At 63.0% G+C, this 16,018-nt stretch carries 14 protein-coding genes; 5 read left to right on the top strand and 9 right to left on the bottom strand.

Annotation, left to right across the window (positions count from 1 at the left end; genetic code table 11):
• Positions 1-98: 98 nt before the first annotated feature.
• From NGM15_RS16195 to NGM15_RS16185, 3 genes are all read right to left on the bottom strand, one after another.
• Positions 99-1,955 (bottom strand): carbon starvation CstA family protein, encoded by a 1,857-nt coding sequence (locus NGM15_RS16195; protein ID WP_253433213.1) that lies wholly within the window; start codon positions 1,953-1,955, stop codon positions 99-101.
• Positions 1,956-2,238: 283 nt separating this feature from the next.
• The gene (locus NGM15_RS16190; protein ID WP_253433210.1) at positions 2,239-3,309 is read right to left on the bottom strand and encodes a pyridoxal-phosphate-dependent aminotransferase family protein; all 1,071 of its coding nucleotides are present in this window, start codon (positions 3,307-3,309) and stop codon (positions 2,239-2,241) included.
• Between the two features lie 135 nt (positions 3,310-3,444).
• Complete coding sequence (locus NGM15_RS16185) at positions 3,445-6,534, bottom strand: oligosaccharyl transferase, archaeosortase A system-associated (protein WP_253433207.1); 3,090 nt, start codon at positions 6,532-6,534, stop codon at positions 3,445-3,447.
• 158 nt (positions 6,535-6,692) lie between these two features.
• On the opposite strand from NGM15_RS16185, the gene aglG reads away from it, so the two are divergent.
• Positions 6,693-7,658 (top strand): glucosyl-dolichyl phosphate glucuronosyltransferase, encoded by a 966-nt coding sequence (gene aglG, locus NGM15_RS16180; RefSeq protein WP_253433204.1) that lies wholly within the window; start codon positions 6,693-6,695, stop codon positions 7,656-7,658.
• Between the two features lie 42 nt (positions 7,659-7,700).
• Here the strand turns inward: aglG and NGM15_RS16175 are convergent, their stop codons facing one another.
• Positions 7,701-8,585, bottom strand: coding sequence for a glycosyltransferase family 2 protein (locus tag NGM15_RS16175; protein WP_305882010.1), 885 nt, complete (start codon positions 8,583-8,585; stop codon positions 7,701-7,703).
• A 174-nt stretch (positions 8,586-8,759) separates the two neighbouring features.
• Here NGM15_RS16175 and aglF point away from each other — a divergent pair, with 174 nt between their 5' ends.
• On the top strand, positions 8,760-9,503 hold the full coding sequence (gene aglF / locus NGM15_RS16170) for a UTP--glucose-1-phosphate uridylyltransferase AglF (RefSeq protein WP_253433200.1): 744 nt from the start codon (positions 8,760-8,762) through the stop codon (positions 9,501-9,503).
• A gap of 96 nt (positions 9,504-9,599) precedes the next feature.
• Here aglF and NGM15_RS16165 read toward each other — a convergent pair whose 3' ends face one another.
• Positions 9,600-9,956 (bottom strand): cell division protein SepF, encoded by a 357-nt coding sequence (locus tag NGM15_RS16165; RefSeq protein WP_253433197.1) that lies wholly within the window; start codon positions 9,954-9,956, stop codon positions 9,600-9,602.
• A gap of 193 nt (positions 9,957-10,149) precedes the next feature.
• Between NGM15_RS16165 and NGM15_RS16160 the strand changes: the two genes are divergently transcribed.
• Both NGM15_RS16160 and NGM15_RS16155 read left to right on the top strand, forming a co-directional pair.
• A complete protein-coding gene (locus NGM15_RS16160) occupies positions 10,150-11,676 on the top strand; it encodes a S8 family peptidase (RefSeq protein ID WP_253433194.1) in 1,527 nt (508 codons plus the stop codon).
• Positions 11,677-11,771: 95 nt separating this feature from the next.
• A complete protein-coding gene (locus NGM15_RS16155; RefSeq protein WP_253433192.1) occupies positions 11,772-12,485 on the top strand; it encodes a DUF1028 domain-containing protein in 714 nt (237 codons plus the stop codon).
• Positions 12,486-12,609: 124 nt separating this feature from the next.
• On the opposite strand, the gene NGM15_RS16150 is transcribed toward NGM15_RS16155, so the two are convergent.
• Positions 12,610-13,089: an RNA-binding protein gene (locus NGM15_RS16150; protein WP_253433189.1), complete on the bottom strand. Its 480-nt coding sequence runs from the start codon at positions 13,087-13,089 to the stop codon at positions 12,610-12,612.
• Positions 13,090-13,230: 141 nt separating this feature from the next.
• Here NGM15_RS16150 and NGM15_RS16145 point away from each other — a divergent pair, with 141 nt between their 5' ends.
• The gene (locus NGM15_RS16145; RefSeq protein WP_253433186.1) at positions 13,231-13,518 is read left to right on the top strand and encodes a DUF7562 family protein; all 288 of its coding nucleotides are present in this window, start codon (positions 13,231-13,233) and stop codon (positions 13,516-13,518) included.
• 43 nt (positions 13,519-13,561) lie between these two features.
• Here NGM15_RS16145 and NGM15_RS16140 read toward each other — a convergent pair whose 3' ends face one another.
• From NGM15_RS16140 to NGM15_RS16130, 3 genes are all read right to left on the bottom strand, one after another.
• Entirely contained in the window at positions 13,562-14,377 is an 816-nt protein-coding gene (locus NGM15_RS16140) for an ABC transporter permease subunit (protein ID WP_253433183.1), read from the bottom strand.
• Positions 14,374-15,348, bottom strand: a complete 975-nt coding sequence (locus tag NGM15_RS16135) for an ABC transporter ATP-binding protein (protein ID WP_253433181.1) — start codon at positions 15,346-15,348, stop codon at positions 14,374-14,376. Before NGM15_RS16135 ends, NGM15_RS16140 begins: the two co-directional genes overlap by 4 nt.
• Before the next feature lie 203 nt (positions 15,349-15,551).
• Positions 15,552-16,013, bottom strand: a complete 462-nt coding sequence (locus tag NGM15_RS16130) for a response regulator (RefSeq protein ID WP_253433178.1) — start codon at positions 16,011-16,013, stop codon at positions 15,552-15,554.
• Positions 16,014-16,018 lie beyond the last annotated feature (5 nt).

Genomic DNA, 16,018 nt, shown 5'->3' with positions numbered 1-16,018 from the left:
TAGCGATTCTGGCGATAATTCAGCGGACGAGGGACCATCCGGTAGCGATTTTCGAGAGGGCAGAAAGCAGGGACCGCAGGGGGTAGTTGTTTCTCGATTCAGTCGTCGCCTGGTTCCGCCGCAGGACCGCGACCCGTCCGCGCACTCGAGATGTTCCCGTACCCGATGCGCATCAGCGAGAGCGCCAGGTAGATGAGCACGAGGGCGAGTACCATCTGGACGAACGCGGAAGCGGTCGCGAGGGTTCCATCTGCACCGCCTTGTAGCAGGTTCACGTACAAGTTCTCGTAGAGTGCCAACCAGGTGAGCCCGAGGGTGGTAATGACGACCATGATGGCCATCGGGACACCGGTGCTGACGAGTTGCTTGGAGCGGTCCCAGTTGGCCAGCCAGACCGTCCCAGTGAGCAGGGCCAGCGCAGCGAGCAGCTGGTTGGCACCGCCGAACAGCCCCCACAGTGTGTTCCACTGACCGGAAATGATGAGCACGTACGCGATGCTGATCTGGATGACGGGATTCGTGTATCGACCGCGAGCGAACGAGCCGACACCGCCGGAGAAGCCGGTGTCGGTACCGCTTCCGACCATGCCGACGATTTCCTCCATCATGTATCGGCCGAGGCGAGCGGCCGTGTCGGTGGACGTGAGCAGGAAGCTCACGAGCACGAGCGCCATGAACGGGGCGCCGAATGCAGGGTCGATACCGAAACTCGTGAGGATGATTCCCCCGCCGGTTGCGAAGTTCGGGAGCGCGCCGCCAATACCGCCACCTGATGCTTCCGATGCCAGCCCAGCAACTGCCAGCGTCGACAGCGCCGTCGCGGCGAGCAGACCCTCACCGAGCATGCCGCCGTAGCCGATGAGCCGTGCGTCGCTCTCCTTGTTGAGTTGCTTAGCCGTCGTTCCCGAGGAAACGAGCGAGTGGAAGCCGCTGATGGTCCCGCACGCGATCGTGATGAACAACAGCGGGAATAGTGGGTAGGGCGAGACGGCGTCGACACCCAGGAATCCCTCGAACGCGCCGATGCTGCTGTCGACCACGAGCGGCTGGGAGGCCGTCCCGAAGACCGTTCCGATGATGATGGCGAGCAGCGCCCCGCCGACCCCCGCGTACAGCAGGAACGACGAGAGGTAGTCACGCGGCTGGAGCAACGTCCAGACTGGGAGCGCACTGGCGACCGCAGCGTACACGAGGATGACCGGGACCCACGCAGCGCTGTTTCCGTTTAGCGCGGGGGTGCCGGCACCGGGCATCCACGAACCCGTTCCCTCGAGCAGAACGATGGTTCCCTCAGGGTGGGCACCCTCCGCCAGCTCGAAGATCGCGAGCGGGTACTGGATCCCGACCCAGACGCCCGCGAATACGCCTGCGACAAACAGAATTGTCCCGGGAATGAACGGGGCGTTCATCTGGTAGAGATACACCCCGAACACCAGTGCGAGCCCGATGTACACCAGGCTCGCGGTAGCCGCCTGCGGAAACGCGTTCAGGACGATACCCACGACGAGCGCGAACACCGCCACCACCAGGATGATGGTGAGGAACGCGAACCAGAGCAACATGTCCTTGCCCCGTTCGCCAACGTACTCGCCGATGATGTAGCCAATCGACTTCCCCTCGTGTCGCATCGACCCGGACAACGAGATGAAGTCGTGAACGGCACCCATTAGGGGATTCCCGATAGCGACCCACGCGAGCGCGGGCGCCCAACCCCAGATGGCGCCCGCCGTGATCGGACCGACGATTGGCGCACCACCGGCGATGCTCGAGAAGTGATGGCCCAACAACACCGGTTTCTTCGATGGGACGTACTCCTGGCCGTCCTCGTACTTGTGTGCCGGTGTGGTTCGACTCGAGTCGAGTTCAACGAACTGTGCGAGGTACCTCGAGTACCCCACGTACCCCACTGTAAACGTTACCAATACCGCGGCAACGATCCAAATTACCTGTGTCATGACAAGCCCACCCACACAGAGTGTGGGCGATACTCTTAATACTTGGTTATATTCACACCCTCGATAGTGAAGTTATTATATCCGGGTGGTTATTCGTTTCGAGAATGTGGCAGTCAAGCGACGGTTACGGCGTCGATTCAATAGATATCGTGGTGATCGGTACTTCTAATGCGTGTCACGCGCGAAACAGGCTTTGATACGAAAACCTACCTCGTGGCAATCGATCCAGGAGCGGCCTCACCCGGTAACTGGAGAACTCACTGAATGTACGCGCTGTCACGTGTCACTCGAGCGCGGCCTCGAGCGCATCCATCGTTCGGTCGACCCGATCGATCTGGGCGTTGTTGCCCATGTGCCCGATCCTGAGGATATCGTCCTCGAGATCTCCCAGACCCGTCGAGAGGACGATACCGTGTTCCTCGCGAATCTGCGCCTGGAGGTCCGTCGCGCGCCCCTCGAGGTCGAGCGCCGTGACCGTCGGCGACGCGAGCGAGTCGTCGGGATACACCTCGAGGCCAAGGTCGTCGGCCCGCTCACGACACCGCTCGGCGGCCGCCTCGTGACGCGCGTAGACGGAGTCGAGACCCTCCTCGAGCAGCAGATCTGTCGCCGCGTCGAGCGCCTGCAGGTTGGCCGTGAGGTGGGTGTAGGGAAACCACTCGTCCTGGATCACGGTCTTCCAGGGCTCGAGACTCGCGTAGAACGAACGCGTTTCGACGGATTCGATCCGCGCCCAGGCGCGGTCGCTCACCGCACAGACGGTCAGTCCTGGCGGCGCGCTGAAACACTTCTGGGTCGCCCCCAGGACGACGTCGATGCGGTCGGTCGGCACCGGTGTTCCCCCGAGCGAGGAAACGGCGTCGACGACGCTGATCACGTCGTGTTCGGCGAGGAGGTCGAGCATCGGTTCGAGGTCGTTGAGCACGCCGGTGGGCGTCTCGCAGTGGACCATCGTCGCGACGGCGTAGTCGCCGGTTTCGAGTTCCCGTTCGACCGCGTCGACGTCGATCGGTTCCCGCCAGTCGCCGCCGCAGACGGTCGCCTTACCGTCGTAGAGGTCGACGAAGTCCGCAAAGCCCTCGCCGTAGAGCCCGTTGGCGATACAGAGTACCTCGTCACCAGAATCGACCAGCGAAGCGACCGCGGCCTCGAGCCCCAGTATGCCCTCACCGCCGAGGATGGCGACGTCGCCGTCGCCGTAGATCGGGTCGAGTTTCTCGGTGAGGTCGCGATAGAAGTCGACGAACTCGGGTTCGACGTCGGGGTTCCGGCTCGGTTCGGCCATGCGCTCGCGGACGCGTTCGGGGACCTCCGTGGGCCCGGGCGTCATTCGAAGCAGATCGTGATCGTCCATGTCTCACTGCTCGATGCGCGTCACAAAAGCGTCGGCGGTCGACGGTGGTCGACGTTCCGGCAACGCCTGCCTCTCAAGGCGATGTTCGTCCCGAGTCGACAGCGCGGCCTCACTTCGAGTAGAATCGTGCCCGGATCAGTCCGCCCGCGGCGGCGCCACCGGATCGATCAGGGTAGGAGCGTCCGGCGTGTCGTTCGTTTCGTTCGTCGCGTTTTCGTCGTCCGAACCCGTACCCGTCGTGTTCTCATCTTCTGAATCCGTCTCCGTCTCGTTGCCGTCGTCCGTGACGTTCTCCGATCCGTTCTCGTCAGATCCGTCGTCGGCTTCGTCATCGGCGATTTCGTCATCGTCAGTCTCATTCTCTCCGTCACTCACGTTCTCGTCCTCACCTTCGGGTGGTTGCGCCTCTGCATCCGGGTCTGGCACGACCTCGCCGTCACCCTCCTCGAGCGTCACCTCGAGGTCTTCACCATCCACGACGGCCGTCTCGGGAACCGCCGTGGTCCCCAGGTACTGGCGCTCGATCTCCCCGTCTTCGGGCGTGCCGACGAAGATTTCGTACTCGTCGTCGATCGCCTCGACTGCACTGTCCGTGTAGCCATCTTCCGGTCCGAGCTCGTCGTTCGTCGCATACGGCACCGTCAGCTCGAACGTGCCGTCGTCGCTCACGTTGGCCTGCTGCGTGTAGGTGAACGTTCGTCCTGGCTCCGTCTCGAGTTCGACCTGCGCGTAGACGCGGTCGGATTCGGCGACCTCGCCGTCGACCGAACCGGTAATCGTCGCCCCCTCGACGCGCTCGAAAGTCTTGACGTCCGAGACCAGATACGCGTTGTAGGCGTAGGCGGGATAGTACCGGCCGCCAAGTTCGACCGCATACCCGTTGAACGCCGTCGGGCGGTTCAACGCTCGGGCCTCCTCGAGCCTGGCGGAAACGTCGTCCGGTTGCGCTCCGAAGAACGTTCCCGAGCGCGTCGTCACCGGGTACAGCCCGTTCGGCGTCTGCAGCAACTGCGTCCCGACGACCGAGTACGAACTCGATTCGTGGACCAGACGGTAGTGGTCCATTCCCTCCGCATCGTGGAGGTACAGCGAGGCGAGCATCGTGTCGTGGTAGGCCTCGCTCGTCGTCGGAACGTCGAACTCCTGGCCGCTGAGATTTGCCGTTTCCTGGGTCTGGAACCGACTGTACGCCGGGTCAGTCCACTGGGTGATCGCACTGAACTTCCCGCCAGCCATCTCGTCGTCGATCATGACGTACCGCATCTCGCCCTCGTCGACACTGTCGGCGTTCTCGAGTTCCGCGGTGATCGCTTCTTCCGGCTGATTCACCACCGGAACGTCCGCGGCGATACCGTCCAGGATGGCCTCGCCGTGAGACTCCTCCTCGGCCAGCAGGTACCACGAGGACGACCGGGCGTTCTGCTGGAACGGGTTCGAGTGCGGGATGCGCTCGCCGTTGGTCGTGATCAGGTGGCCGTAGTCCCACCAGGACATCACCCCGTAGGCGCCACCCGGGTAGTCGAAGTCGCCGTCGGCGGGACGGTCGTAGGTCCCGTAGTATTCGAGTTCGCTCTGGTTGCCCGCACCAGCCCAGTTCCCGGGTTCGGGTGTACTCTCGAGGAGCCACTGGGTCGACTCGTCCCAGGTCATCGCGTTGCCGTTCGGGCCGACGTTATCACCGCGCTCCCAGGTGGTAGCGCCGTCGGCCGCAATCGGCGGGAGCAGGGGCATGAACAGCATCATGACGACGAGGACGATCGCAATCACCTGATAGGTCTCGACGTCGCGAATCGAGTCGGCCGTTCGATGGAAATCCAGGCTGAGGAGGCGAGCGATGTCCGCGACGAAGACTGCGTTGACGACTGCGACCGCGATCGCGAGGTAGTAGGAGAACCGGGTCTGAGTGGCTGCCATGCTGATCAGGAACAGCGACCAGACGATCACGAGAGTGTACTCGGCGCGCCACTCGCGACCGAACAGCGGGCGGAGCACGAGGAACGCGAGTCCGCCGAGCATCGTGAAGAACGCGGCCCCGAACTCGTTGAAGGCGTACTGGGTGAAGTCGTCCGGGGGCTGGGCCTCCGAAATCGTCAGGTCTGTAGCGCTTTCCCCGAAGGGGAGGAGGCGACGGGAAAGGTTGCTCGTGATCGTCCCGAAAATATCTGGTAGGACGACGGCCATCAGCAGGAACGCGAGTCCAACCAGGCCGAGAACGGCGACCGGATAGTACTGGCGTTCCAGGGAGCGGCCGTCCCACAATCTAGCGAACCAGGCCATGAACGCGGAACCCACCGCGACAGCAGCGGCAACGAGCGGTTGAATGTAACTGAAACTCGTCGGACTCGAACCCGGTTCCTCGAGCAGTACGAGCGTAAATATCGCCGTCAAGCCCATGCTAATTACGCCCACGAATGCGAGGTGGTCCGGCGAGGCACCTCGTAGATACTGAAGACAGAGAGCAACCAGGAAGAACACGCCAAAGATCCCAGTGAGGACGACACCCGCAGGCCAAATCCAGATGTAGAGCGATAACGCCACGCCGGCCGCCACGCTGTACAACGTCGGCCGTCGAAGCGCATCCCAGTCGCGTGCCTCGACGAGTTCCCAGATCGGGCGGTCCTGTTCGGCACTCCGAACCGCAACCATCATTGCGAGTACAGCGATGGCCATGAACAGGACCTCACCGATGTGGTGGTCGAGCTGGCCCGCAGCGGATCGATAGAAGAACGATCCTGGAGTGAGCGCGAGTAAGACCACCGAGACGAGCCCACCGATCGTCCCACCGAGACGACGACCCATGTAGAAGACCGGGATGGCGACGAGCGCAGCCATGAGCGGAATCGCGACGATAGATACGGTGTACAGCGTCTGCGTCGACGGATCGCCGAGACCGACGACCATCGCCGCCGTGACGATGAGCTGGTCGAAGAGCGTCCCGAACTGGCCGACGTAATTACCCGTTGGATACCCCGTCCAGACTTCGAACGGCATCGTTCGCGGATAATTTTCGGCCGTCCACTGAATAGCTCGCCAGTGATACCACGAGTCGACGCCGGACAATCGGGGCTGCCCGTTTCGCATCGCCACGGAATCGTACGACCGGAGGCGAGTCCACAGCATAAAGGCCATCACGACCGCCAGAAGCGGTACGTGATACCATCGTCTCGCGATCCGGAGCGGCGAGGACCTGGTTTCGGTATCGACACGTTCAGTCTCCGTACTCATTAACGTGCACGAGACGGAAGCCAAGAATAAGCCTTGTCATATTCTCGCACCGTCCGATGTTTCGGACCTCGACGGCCATCGCCGATGTAGTCAGCGGCTCGAGACGAGTGTTTCGCGAAGAAAAAGGCTTATTCTCCAATCCACGAAACGTGTTTCCAATGAACGATCAGGTCTCCGTCGTGATCTGTACGTACGCGATGGAGCGCTACGAGGTGTTCTCCGAGTGCGTCGAGAGCGTCCTCGAACAAACCTACCAGCCGCTCGAGGTCGTGATCGTCGTCGACGGGAACGAGACCGTGTTCGACCGCGTGCAGGAGGATTTCGGAGGTCTCGAGAACGTCGTCCTCCACTGTAACGACGAGAACCAGGGCATCTCCTACAGTCGGACGAAAGGTGCGAAGATCGCGACCGGCGACGTGGTTGCGTTCATCGACGACGACGCCGTAGCCGAACCCAACTGGATCGACGAACTGGCCCGCGTCTACGAGGAGACCGACGCGATCGCGGTCGGGGGCCACGCGAAGCCCGACTGGGTGACCGAGAAGCCCGACTTCTTCCCCGCGGAGTTCTACTGGCTCGTCGGCTGCGACGAACGTGGGATGGGCGAGCACATGGAGGAGTTGCGAAACACCTACGGCTCGAACATCTCCTTTCGACGTGACGTGTTCCTGAACGTCGGAGGCTACGACGAGAACACGGGCAGAAAGGGTGATCGACACATCCAGGCTCACGAGGCACCCGTGTGTATTCGGATGGCCAACCGGTACGGCAAGGGCGTGATCTACAACACCGATGCGGTGGTGAACCACAAGTTGTTCGACTACCGCGGGGAGTTCCGGTGGCTGGTGTTCCGGTCGTTCTGGCAGGGCTACTCGAAGCGAATCATGGATCTACTGTTGCCCGAGGCATCCGGAGACAAGAACGATTATTTGAAGCAACTCATGCTCGAGTTCGTTCCGGATCGAATCGGGAACCTGGTTCGTGAGCCCTCGAGCGCGAAGGCGAAACAGCTCGTGACGATCTTTATCTTCACTGCAGCCGTCGGTTTCGGCTATCTGTACGGGCTGCTCGAGGTCGATCGGTCGGAGTTGGTTGCCGGTCGTGACGCGGTAACGGATACCTGATGGCCCCGTTTTCAACCGTTGTAGCTACTCTCGAAAATCTGCTTACGTCTCGAGTCGTGGAACGCCCTCGAGCTCCCCGCGCCGATCCTCGGTGAGGTACTCCTCGAAATATCCCAGTCCGCGGACGGCAGTAAACAGTCTCGAGAGCGTGCCGAAGGCGAGTCGGTCTTTCGTGGGGAGATCGCGATCGGGGCGTTTGATCCCGCTTGGTCGGGGCGGGATCCCCGGCGTGCCGAAGCGGTCGGAGTGAAAGCGTTGTAGCTGACAGAGCCCACGGCCGACGCGGAGATCCTTCTTGACGTGGGCGCGGAGGCTGTTCCTGGTCGGGTGGTACATCGTGGCGTCGTCAGCGAAGTGAAGGTCGTAGCCAGCGTCGTAGACTCGATTGCCGAACTCCTTGTCGCCGCCGGAGACGAGCCGATGATCGAAGAGGCCGACGTTCTCGAAGACGTCGCGGCGGACGAACAGACAACAGGTTGGGGCAAAGTGCTGGTGTTCGAGGTACTGTTGGATGGGGAAGCCGGTGTGATGGTCATAGCGGGCCGAGAGAGGCGGGTTTTCTGGAAGGGTGAGTTCAACGTTGCAACCCATGTAGTCGGCGTCCTGGGCTTGGAAGATCTGGAGGGCGGACTCGAGCCAGTCCTCGGGGACGGTCATATCCGCGTCGACGAACGCAAGAACGTTGCTCTCGGTGGCTCGAATACCGGTATTACGGGCCGCGTACGACGACTGGACGGACGTTTCACGGAGGCCAGTCACGGAGCCGATACCGGCATATTCGTCGATCACGGAGGGCGTCCGATCGGTAGAATCGTTGTCGACGACGACGATCGACGCGTTCGACTCCGTAACCTGGGGCACGAGCGAATCCAGAGTCGAACGTAAGCCGATCGGGTCGTTGTATACCGGGACGATAATCGAGACCAACTCATCACTGGTTTGGGCCACCATGCTTCGATACCTGTCCACCTCAAAGGGAATCGTGACTAAAAAAAACTCTGAAACAGGAGGCACCCTCGAACGTTCGTATCGGGGAATTCACGGGCTCTCCCCCTCTGCAACCTCCAAACTTATATGTGCGCGGACAGGATCCGTTTTCCCATGCAAGCAGTGGTCCTCGCAGCCGGCAAAGGCACCCGGTTACAGCCCCTCACAGACGACAAGCCCAAGGCCCTCGTAGAAGTCGACGGCACGCCCCTCGTCCAGGACGTATTCGACAACCTCCTCGAGATCGGCGTCACCGAGCTAATCGTCGTCGTCGGCCACATGAAAGAACAGATTATCGAGCGCTACGGGGACGCCTACGACGGCGTCCCAATCACGTACGCCCACCAGCGCGAACAGTTGGGCCTCGCTCACGCTATCCTCCAGGCCGAACCGCACGTCGACGACGACTTCGTTCTGATGCTCGGGGATAACGTCTTCCGGAGCAACCTCGGGGACGTGATCAACCGCCAGCGAGAAGATCGCGCCGACGCGGCCTTCCTCGTCGAGGAGGTACCCTACGAGGAGGCCTCGAGGTACGGCGTCCTGGACACGAACGAGTACGGCGAGGTCGTCGAGGTGATGGAGAAACCGGACGATCCGCCGTCGAATCTGGTGATGACGGGCTTTTACACGTTTACACCGGCGATCTTCCACGCCTGCCACCTCGTCCAGCCCTCCGACCGGGGCGAGTACGAACTCCCCGACGCGATCGACCTGCTGATCCAGTCGGGGCGCACTATCGACGCAATTCGGATGGACGGTTGGCGGATCGACGTGGGCTATCCCGAGGATCGCGATCTTGCGGCAGAGCGACTCGAGAGTGAAGCCGACGGTTCGGCGGCTACGGAGAGCCGGTAAATCAGGCATTTGCGGTGAGTTTGACCTCGAGTCGAGCTACGTGACTCGAGTAGTCACTCACGACGTTATCTCGAGAAGCGAAAACGACCTGGATCCTTACCGGCCCAGTTTCTCCCGTCCGATCCGAATCCCGGTCGGGGTGATGATGAGCTGGTCGTCACCTTTCTGGACGATGTCGCCGTCGACCTCGCGGGCGACCTGCCGGAGTTCGTCGACGATGTGTTCAGTCGTGCTGTCCTTGGTGCGTAGACGGGTGATGTCGGCGATGACGATGTCGCCGTCGTAGACGGCGTCCTTGATGTCGATGGCGTCGACCTGCCCCCCGATTTCGGCGATGTGGACGGACATACCGGCGTCCCCGGTCGACGGTGTGACGTCGTCGAGGTCGAGTTCGACGTACTCGTCGGCGGTGCGCGTCTGCCCGCTGCCGAGGATCTTGCTCATTAATCCCATAGCGTCAATGGTCCCGCGCTGGAGTATAGTTCTTACGTCAGACGCTGTCTCGCGACTTCACGGTCCTCCCCGATTCGGTAACAGCAATACCAACTTGTCGCAATTCACCGAATTGTTATTCGACTATCAAGTAGAGTTTATTTTTCGAATTATTATAAGAACTTTTATAAGCTAAGGTATGGTGAGTGTAACCGTGGTTGATAATACCATGTCACGGGAACACGTTTCACGACGAACGCTACTGCGAGGAGTCGGAGCCGGAGTCGCCGCGACGGCACTGGCCGGACAGGTATCCGGACAGGGCGACGAATACATCGTCGGACTGCGAGCCAACAGCGGATTCGATGTCGCCAGCGAGCGAGCCAACAGCGTTCGGCTCGAACTCGAGTTCGGCGACGTCGGCAAAGCCATCTCGGGACGGTTCTCCGAGCAGGCTATCGAAGCGCTCGAGAACAATCCGGACGTTCGCTACATCGAGCAAAACGGTCGGATGCACGCCCTCGAGCAGACGACGCCGTACGGCATCGACCTGGTAGACGCCGACGTGGCGATCGACAACGGCGAAACCGGCGCCGGCGCGAACATCGCGATTATCGACACCGGAATCGACGCCCAGCACGAGACGCTCTCGGAGAACCTCGGCGACGGCTGGGCCGCGGGCGACGCGGAGTGTGACACCGGATGCGGCGGTGGTCCCTTCGGCGGCGGCAACGACATCAGCGAGTGCCTGGAGGTCTGGGACGACGACAACGATCACGGGAGCCACTGTGCGGGGACGGCCGCTGCGGCCGACAACGGGCTGGGCGTCATCGGCGTCGCCCCGGACGCCACCCTGCACGCGGTCAAGGTACTGGACTGTTCGGGCGGTGGCTCGTACGACAGCATCGCCGCGGGTATCGAGTGGGCCGCCGACCACAGCCAGATCGACGTGTTGAGCATGAGCCTCGGCGGTAGCGACTCGAGCGTCGTTCGCGACGCCTGTCAGTACGCCGACCAGCAGGGGAAGGTCATCGTCGCGGCGGCCGGAAACGACGGACCCTGTTCCGACTGCGTCGGCTACCCCGCCGCGTACGACGAGGTCGTCGCCGTCTCCGCGACCGATTCCAACGACGACCTCGCGGACTTCTCCTCGACCGGACCGGAGGTCGAGATTGCCGCTCCCGGCGTCGACGTCCTCTCGTCGATCCCGCGCAGCGACTACGCCCAGTTCTCCGGGACTTCGATGGCCTGCCCTCACGTCGCCGGCGCGGCCGCGACCCTGATCGGTGCCGGCGAGGACCCCGCAAACGTCCGCCAATTGCTGACGGACGGTGCCGAGGACGTCGGCCTGGCCAGCAACGAGCAAGGCGCGGGTCGGCTGAACGTCGCGAACTCGCTCGGACTCGATGGTGGTGACGGCGGCGACGATGGCGACGGCGGCGACGGCGGTGATGGTGACACCGCACCCGCCATCGACCAGTTCGCCGTCTCCACAAGCTCGAGCGGTCCCTGGTCGCGCGCCAGCGTCACCTGGTCCGTCTCGGACGCCGACGGCGATCTCGCGAGCGTTACGACGGAACTCCTCTCGGGCACCAGCGTCCTGGACAGTCAGACGACGAGTGTCAGCGGTTCGAGCGCCTCGGGCGAGGACGACCTGCGGACGCGTGACAGTCCCGACAGCGTCCGGGTGACTGTGACGGACGCCGCGGGCAACGAAACGAGCGACAGCCAGGCGTACTGATAACTGATACTCCGGGTCTGTCGAGGCCACATTTGGCCTCGCAAACTGCCGGGAGACGCCCCTTTTTGCCGGCGGAGTACGTGCCCCCGGACGACATGACGTTCAGCATCTGCGTCCACGAGACGTACGAGGACGACGACGGCGAGGAACACGACCGCTTCGGCGTCGCGGTGACAACCCGGCTTCCCGGCGTCGGTACCCTCTGCCCGTTCGTCAGCGAGAACGGGGCCGTCGCCACCCAGAGCCTGGTGAACATCGACCTCGGTCGGCGGGGAATCCAGTACGTCGACGACGGACTCGCCGTCGAGGACGCCCTCGAGGCCCTGCTCAACGCGGACGAGGGGGCCTCGAACCGCCAGCTCCACGGCGTCGACCGCGACGGCGAGTTCACGTTCTCGGGGGAGGACTGCAAGGACTGGTACGGACACACGGGCGGCGATGGCTACACGGTCGCCGGCAACCTCCTGACCGGGGAGTCCGTGATCGAGGCGACCGCAGCGGCCTACGCGGACTCGAGGGACGACGACGCCCCGCTCGCCGAACGCCTGATCGACGCCCTCGCCGCCGGTCACGCCGAAGGAGGCGACAAGCGCGAGGAACTACGCGTCCAGAGTGCGGCCGTCCGCGTCGCGACGACCGAGGAGCGCGAACTCGAACCGTTCTACGACGACCTCCGAGTCGACGCGACCCTCGAACCGATCGCGGACCTCCAGGAGACCTTTGACCTGGCTCGAGAGGGGTACGAAACGACGCTCGAGAAGTACGGCGACGCCTACGAGGAAGACGACATCGACGCGGGCGAGGAGTGAGTCGTTTCTCGAGAGAGAGTACCGTCGCTCGAGGGTTGGAAGTACCTTGCCTCGAGCGTTTAGACCACCATGACTCGAGGATTGGGAGTACGTAAGCAGCCCGCAAACGCGAATAGACCGAGCGCTACCCAGAAAACGAGTAGAGGTCGTCGCCAACGTGGTGCAGCGAGTCGACGACCTTCCCCTCGTCGCCAACCATTTCCGTCCCCGAGATGCGAGCGCGCCCGATCGCCAGCACCTTGCCGTGGGACTCCTCGGCGATCAACACGAGGTCCCCCTCAGAGATTTCGGCGTCGGCTTCGGTGATTCCCGGGCGCATCACGTCCGCGCCGTCGGAGACGAACGAGACTGCGCCCGCGTCGACGGTCACGATCCGGTAGTCGGGGTCGTAGGCGTTCGCCCCGCGAACGGTCAGGAACGGCTCGTCGTCGAAGTAAGCGATTTCCGGAGCGCCGTCGACCAGGACGACCTCCCAGTCGCTGTCTTCGAACTCGACGCGCTCGTAGGTGTCGCCCGCGAGCGTGACGCCGAGACGGTTGGACACGGCCGTATCGATCTCAGAGATGGCATCGCTGCGGAGGTGGTGTCGCGATTTGACCTGCATACGCGCCACCACGGCGACGTCGGCTATAAAACGCCCGTTCGAAGGTAGGTCGACCACGACGTTGCCGTCTCTCGGTCGCCGCACGTGACCGTCACGCCCACCGTGAGAATTGCTAAGTAGGCGCACGCTGATAGCCGACGTATGTGGCTCTCCCGGTGGCGAACGGAGACGGTAACCTGCATCGCCTGCGGCGAGACGGTCCCGCGATCCGAGGCCCGCGAGTACGACAAGTACGGCAACCGCTGGGAACGCGAGGGCAAAACGTTCGAGTACTTCTGTAAACCCTGCGACGGCGACCTCTGTCGGTACGGCCGCGAGGGTCTCGAGGCCCAGCTCACCGACCTGGAGGCCGGCGAGCACTCCCAGGAGGCGTTTTTGCGGCGGTATGTGTGTTCGCTCGAGGAGCGCCGGCGGGTTGAGGAGCGGTGATCGCGGGCCACGCAGACGGTCACAGGTCGGTGTGCGTGGACCGCTAGAGGTCCGTCCGGTCGAACTGCAGATACCCCGCCAGCGGTGCGAGTATCGCCCAGGCGAGCAAGACCGCCACGCCGAACGCCGTTGGCGCGTCCTCGCCGGCCCGGTCGAACACGTAGGCGTCGAGCACCCGTTCGTAGGCCACGCTCGGGGAGAGCGTCGCCACGTAGGGGCGCCACCACGGGAGTTCGTCGGGGAACTCGAGCCCCGAGACCAGGTAAACGACGCCGTCGGGGACCACCCGCCAGACGAAGACGAACAGCATGAACACGCCGAAGGCACAGACGGCGGCCCAGGAAGGCGATCGGAGCAGTCCCGAAAGGCCGATGCCGATGGCGACGTAGGCCAGTCCCAGACCGGCGGTGGCGAGCGTGAATCCGGCCAGCGCCGTTAGCGGAATCGTCGCGCCGAACCCAAAGAGAATCGCGACCGCGATGACGACACCGAGGAGTAACGGCGCGAGGAACACCAGGTACCGCCCCACCAGCGACCCGATTACGACGTCGCGTCGGTCGTGGGGCATCCCCAGTAGGAGGGTTAACTGGCCGCCGTCGCGTCGCTTGACGATGGCCTCGTACGAGAGCATCAGCCCGGCGGCCGGAATCAACACGATACAGAGCAACGAGAGTATCGTGACGAACTCGATCGGTTCGGGCGCCGAGAGGTATTCGTGAACGCGAGCGCGTCGCACGTTACGCACGTGAATGTAGCCGAAAACCCCGAAGATGAGCCCGAAGAGCGCCGCCATCGCGTACAACTGATAGTTTCGAATCGCGTCGCCGAACTCCTTGCTCGCGAGCAGTCGCCAGTTCATCGGTCTCCCTCCGTGTAGGAGACGAACAGTTCCTCGAGGGACGTCTCAGCGGTCGAAAAGTCGGTTATCGTCGCTCCCTGCTCACGAATCGTGTCCAGGACGTCGAGTTTCGCCTCCGTCGTACAGGCGACCACGAGCGCATCGCCGTCCCGGCGCACCGAGGAGACGCCCGCGAGGGAGTCGACGGCCGCGACGACCGGTTCGAAGGTGACGCCAGCACCAATTCCGGAGACACCCTCGCCGGCGGCTAGTTTCTCGCTCCGTTCGTCCCTTTCGAGATCGAGTTCGACGACGAGTTCGCCATCGCTCTCGTTGGCCGAACGGAGCCCATCGATAGTGTCGACGGCGATCAGCGAGCCCTGCCGGAGGATGCCGACCCGGTCGGCGACGGCCTCGACCTGCTCTAAGATGTGACTCGAGAAGAAGACCGTCGCCCCCCGATCACGCTCCTCGCGAACGATCTGGCGCATCAGTCGGACGCCGTGGGGGTCGAGCCCGGTCGAGGGCTCGTCCAGGATCAGGAGTTCGGGGTCGCCGACCAGCGCCATCGCCAGGCCCAGCCGCTGGGTCATCCCCTTCGAGTAGCCGATGGCCTTGCGGTCGGCCGCGTGGGCCACGTCCACGCGCTCGAGCAGGACGTCGGGGTCGTCGTCGGCGTCGTTGGCCGCGATGGCGTACTCGAGGTGCTGGCGGCCGGTCATCGTCTCGAAGGGAGCGTACCCCTCTGGAAGGATGCCGGTCCGCTCTCGCACCGAGACCGGGTCACTCGTCACGTCGTGACCGAGCACTTCGACCCGCCCGCTCGAGGGGTGGGTGTAGCGCATGAGGATGTCGATGGTCGTCGACTTGCCGGCCCCGTTCGGGCCCAGAAAGCCGAAGACCTCGCCGGACTCGACCGCGAGGTCGATGCCGGCCAGCGCGGTGACGTCGCCGTAGCGTTTCGCGACGTCCTGGAGGGCAATCGTCGTCATCGCCGAATACTCTCTGCTGATAACATATAAATTCCAACGTGTTACTCGTGAACTGGTCGATCGGCTCGAGAGAGCCGGAAGACGGTCGTTTCTGTACGTGGCATATTACTATAAACATTGTAGTTGGACGTGAGGGGTCGTAGTCGGTGCTCGAGCGTGGCAAGTACAAACAGTCAGGTAGGCGAACGTTTACTCGGCGTGGCTCACGAGGGCCGGTCGATGTCGGCGAACTCCCCCGAAGGGAGCGACCCGGGAGAGGCCAGCGAATCTCCGATCGTTTTGACGAGCGAGATGAACTCGTGCGGGTCCACCGGTTTGACGAAGTACCCGTCCGCTCCAAGCTGATAGGTCTCCAGAACGTGGTCGTCTGACTGGGATCCCGAGAGAACGAGTATCGGCGTCGGACGAAAGTCGGGGTCGTCGGTAATCCGCTCGAGCACCGCGTTTCCGGTCAGTTTCGGCACGTTCAGATCCAACAGCACGAGGTCCGGTTTCGCCGCGGATTCGAAGCCGTTCCGTCGATAGAGGTAGTCGAGTGCTTCCGCCCCGTCGGTGACGACGGTCAGCGAACGGGAGACGTCGCTCTCGTCGAATCCGTTCTCGATGAGCCGAACGTCGCCGGGGTTGTCCTCGATTACCAGGATGTCGAACGGTTCCTCGGTCATTGCTG

It is taken from the genome of Natronosalvus halobius (assembly GCF_024138145.1).
GTDB lineage: Archaea > Halobacteriota > Halobacteria > Halobacteriales > Natrialbaceae > Natronosalvus > Natronosalvus halobius.
This window is presented reverse-complemented; position numbering and strand designations above follow the sequence as displayed.

What these genes read in the sequence shown, in the direction of transcription:
- NGM15_RS16145 (WP_253433186.1), top strand. Translation starts at nt 13,231, where the DNA reads ATGTGGCTCTCCCGGTGGCGAACGGAGACGGTAACCTGCATCGCCTGC.
- NGM15_RS16140 (WP_253433183.1), bottom strand. Translation starts at nt 14,377, where the DNA reads ATGAACTGGCGACTGCTCGCGAGCAAGGAGTTCGGCGACGCGATTCGA.
- aglG (WP_253433204.1), top strand. Translation starts at nt 6,693, where the DNA reads ATGAACGATCAGGTCTCCGTCGTGATCTGTACGTACGCGATGGAGCGC.
- aglF (WP_253433200.1), top strand. Translation starts at nt 8,760, where the DNA reads ATGCAAGCAGTGGTCCTCGCAGCCGGCAAAGGCACCCGGTTACAGCCC.
- NGM15_RS16130 (WP_253433178.1), bottom strand. Translation starts at nt 16,013, where the DNA reads ATGACCGAGGAACCGTTCGACATCCTGGTAATCGAGGACAACCCCGGC.
- NGM15_RS16150 (WP_253433189.1), bottom strand. Translation starts at nt 13,089, where the DNA reads ATGCAGGTCAAATCGCGACACCACCTCCGCAGCGATGCCATCTCTGAG.
- NGM15_RS16165 (WP_253433197.1), bottom strand. Translation starts at nt 9,956, where the DNA reads ATGGGATTAATGAGCAAGATCCTCGGCAGCGGGCAGACGCGCACCGCC.
- NGM15_RS16195 (WP_253433213.1), bottom strand. Translation starts at nt 1,955, where the DNA reads ATGACACAGGTAATTTGGATCGTTGCCGCGGTATTGGTAACGTTTACA.
- NGM15_RS16155 (WP_253433192.1), top strand. Translation starts at nt 11,772, where the DNA reads ATGACGTTCAGCATCTGCGTCCACGAGACGTACGAGGACGACGACGGC.
- NGM15_RS16190 (WP_253433210.1), bottom strand. Translation starts at nt 3,309, where the DNA reads ATGGACGATCACGATCTGCTTCGAATGACGCCCGGGCCCACGGAGGTC.
- NGM15_RS16135 (WP_253433181.1), bottom strand. Translation starts at nt 15,348, where the DNA reads ATGACGACGATTGCCCTCCAGGACGTCGCGAAACGCTACGGCGACGTC.
- NGM15_RS16185 (WP_253433207.1), bottom strand. Translation starts at nt 6,534, where the DNA reads ATGAGTACGGAGACTGAACGTGTCGATACCGAAACCAGGTCCTCGCCG.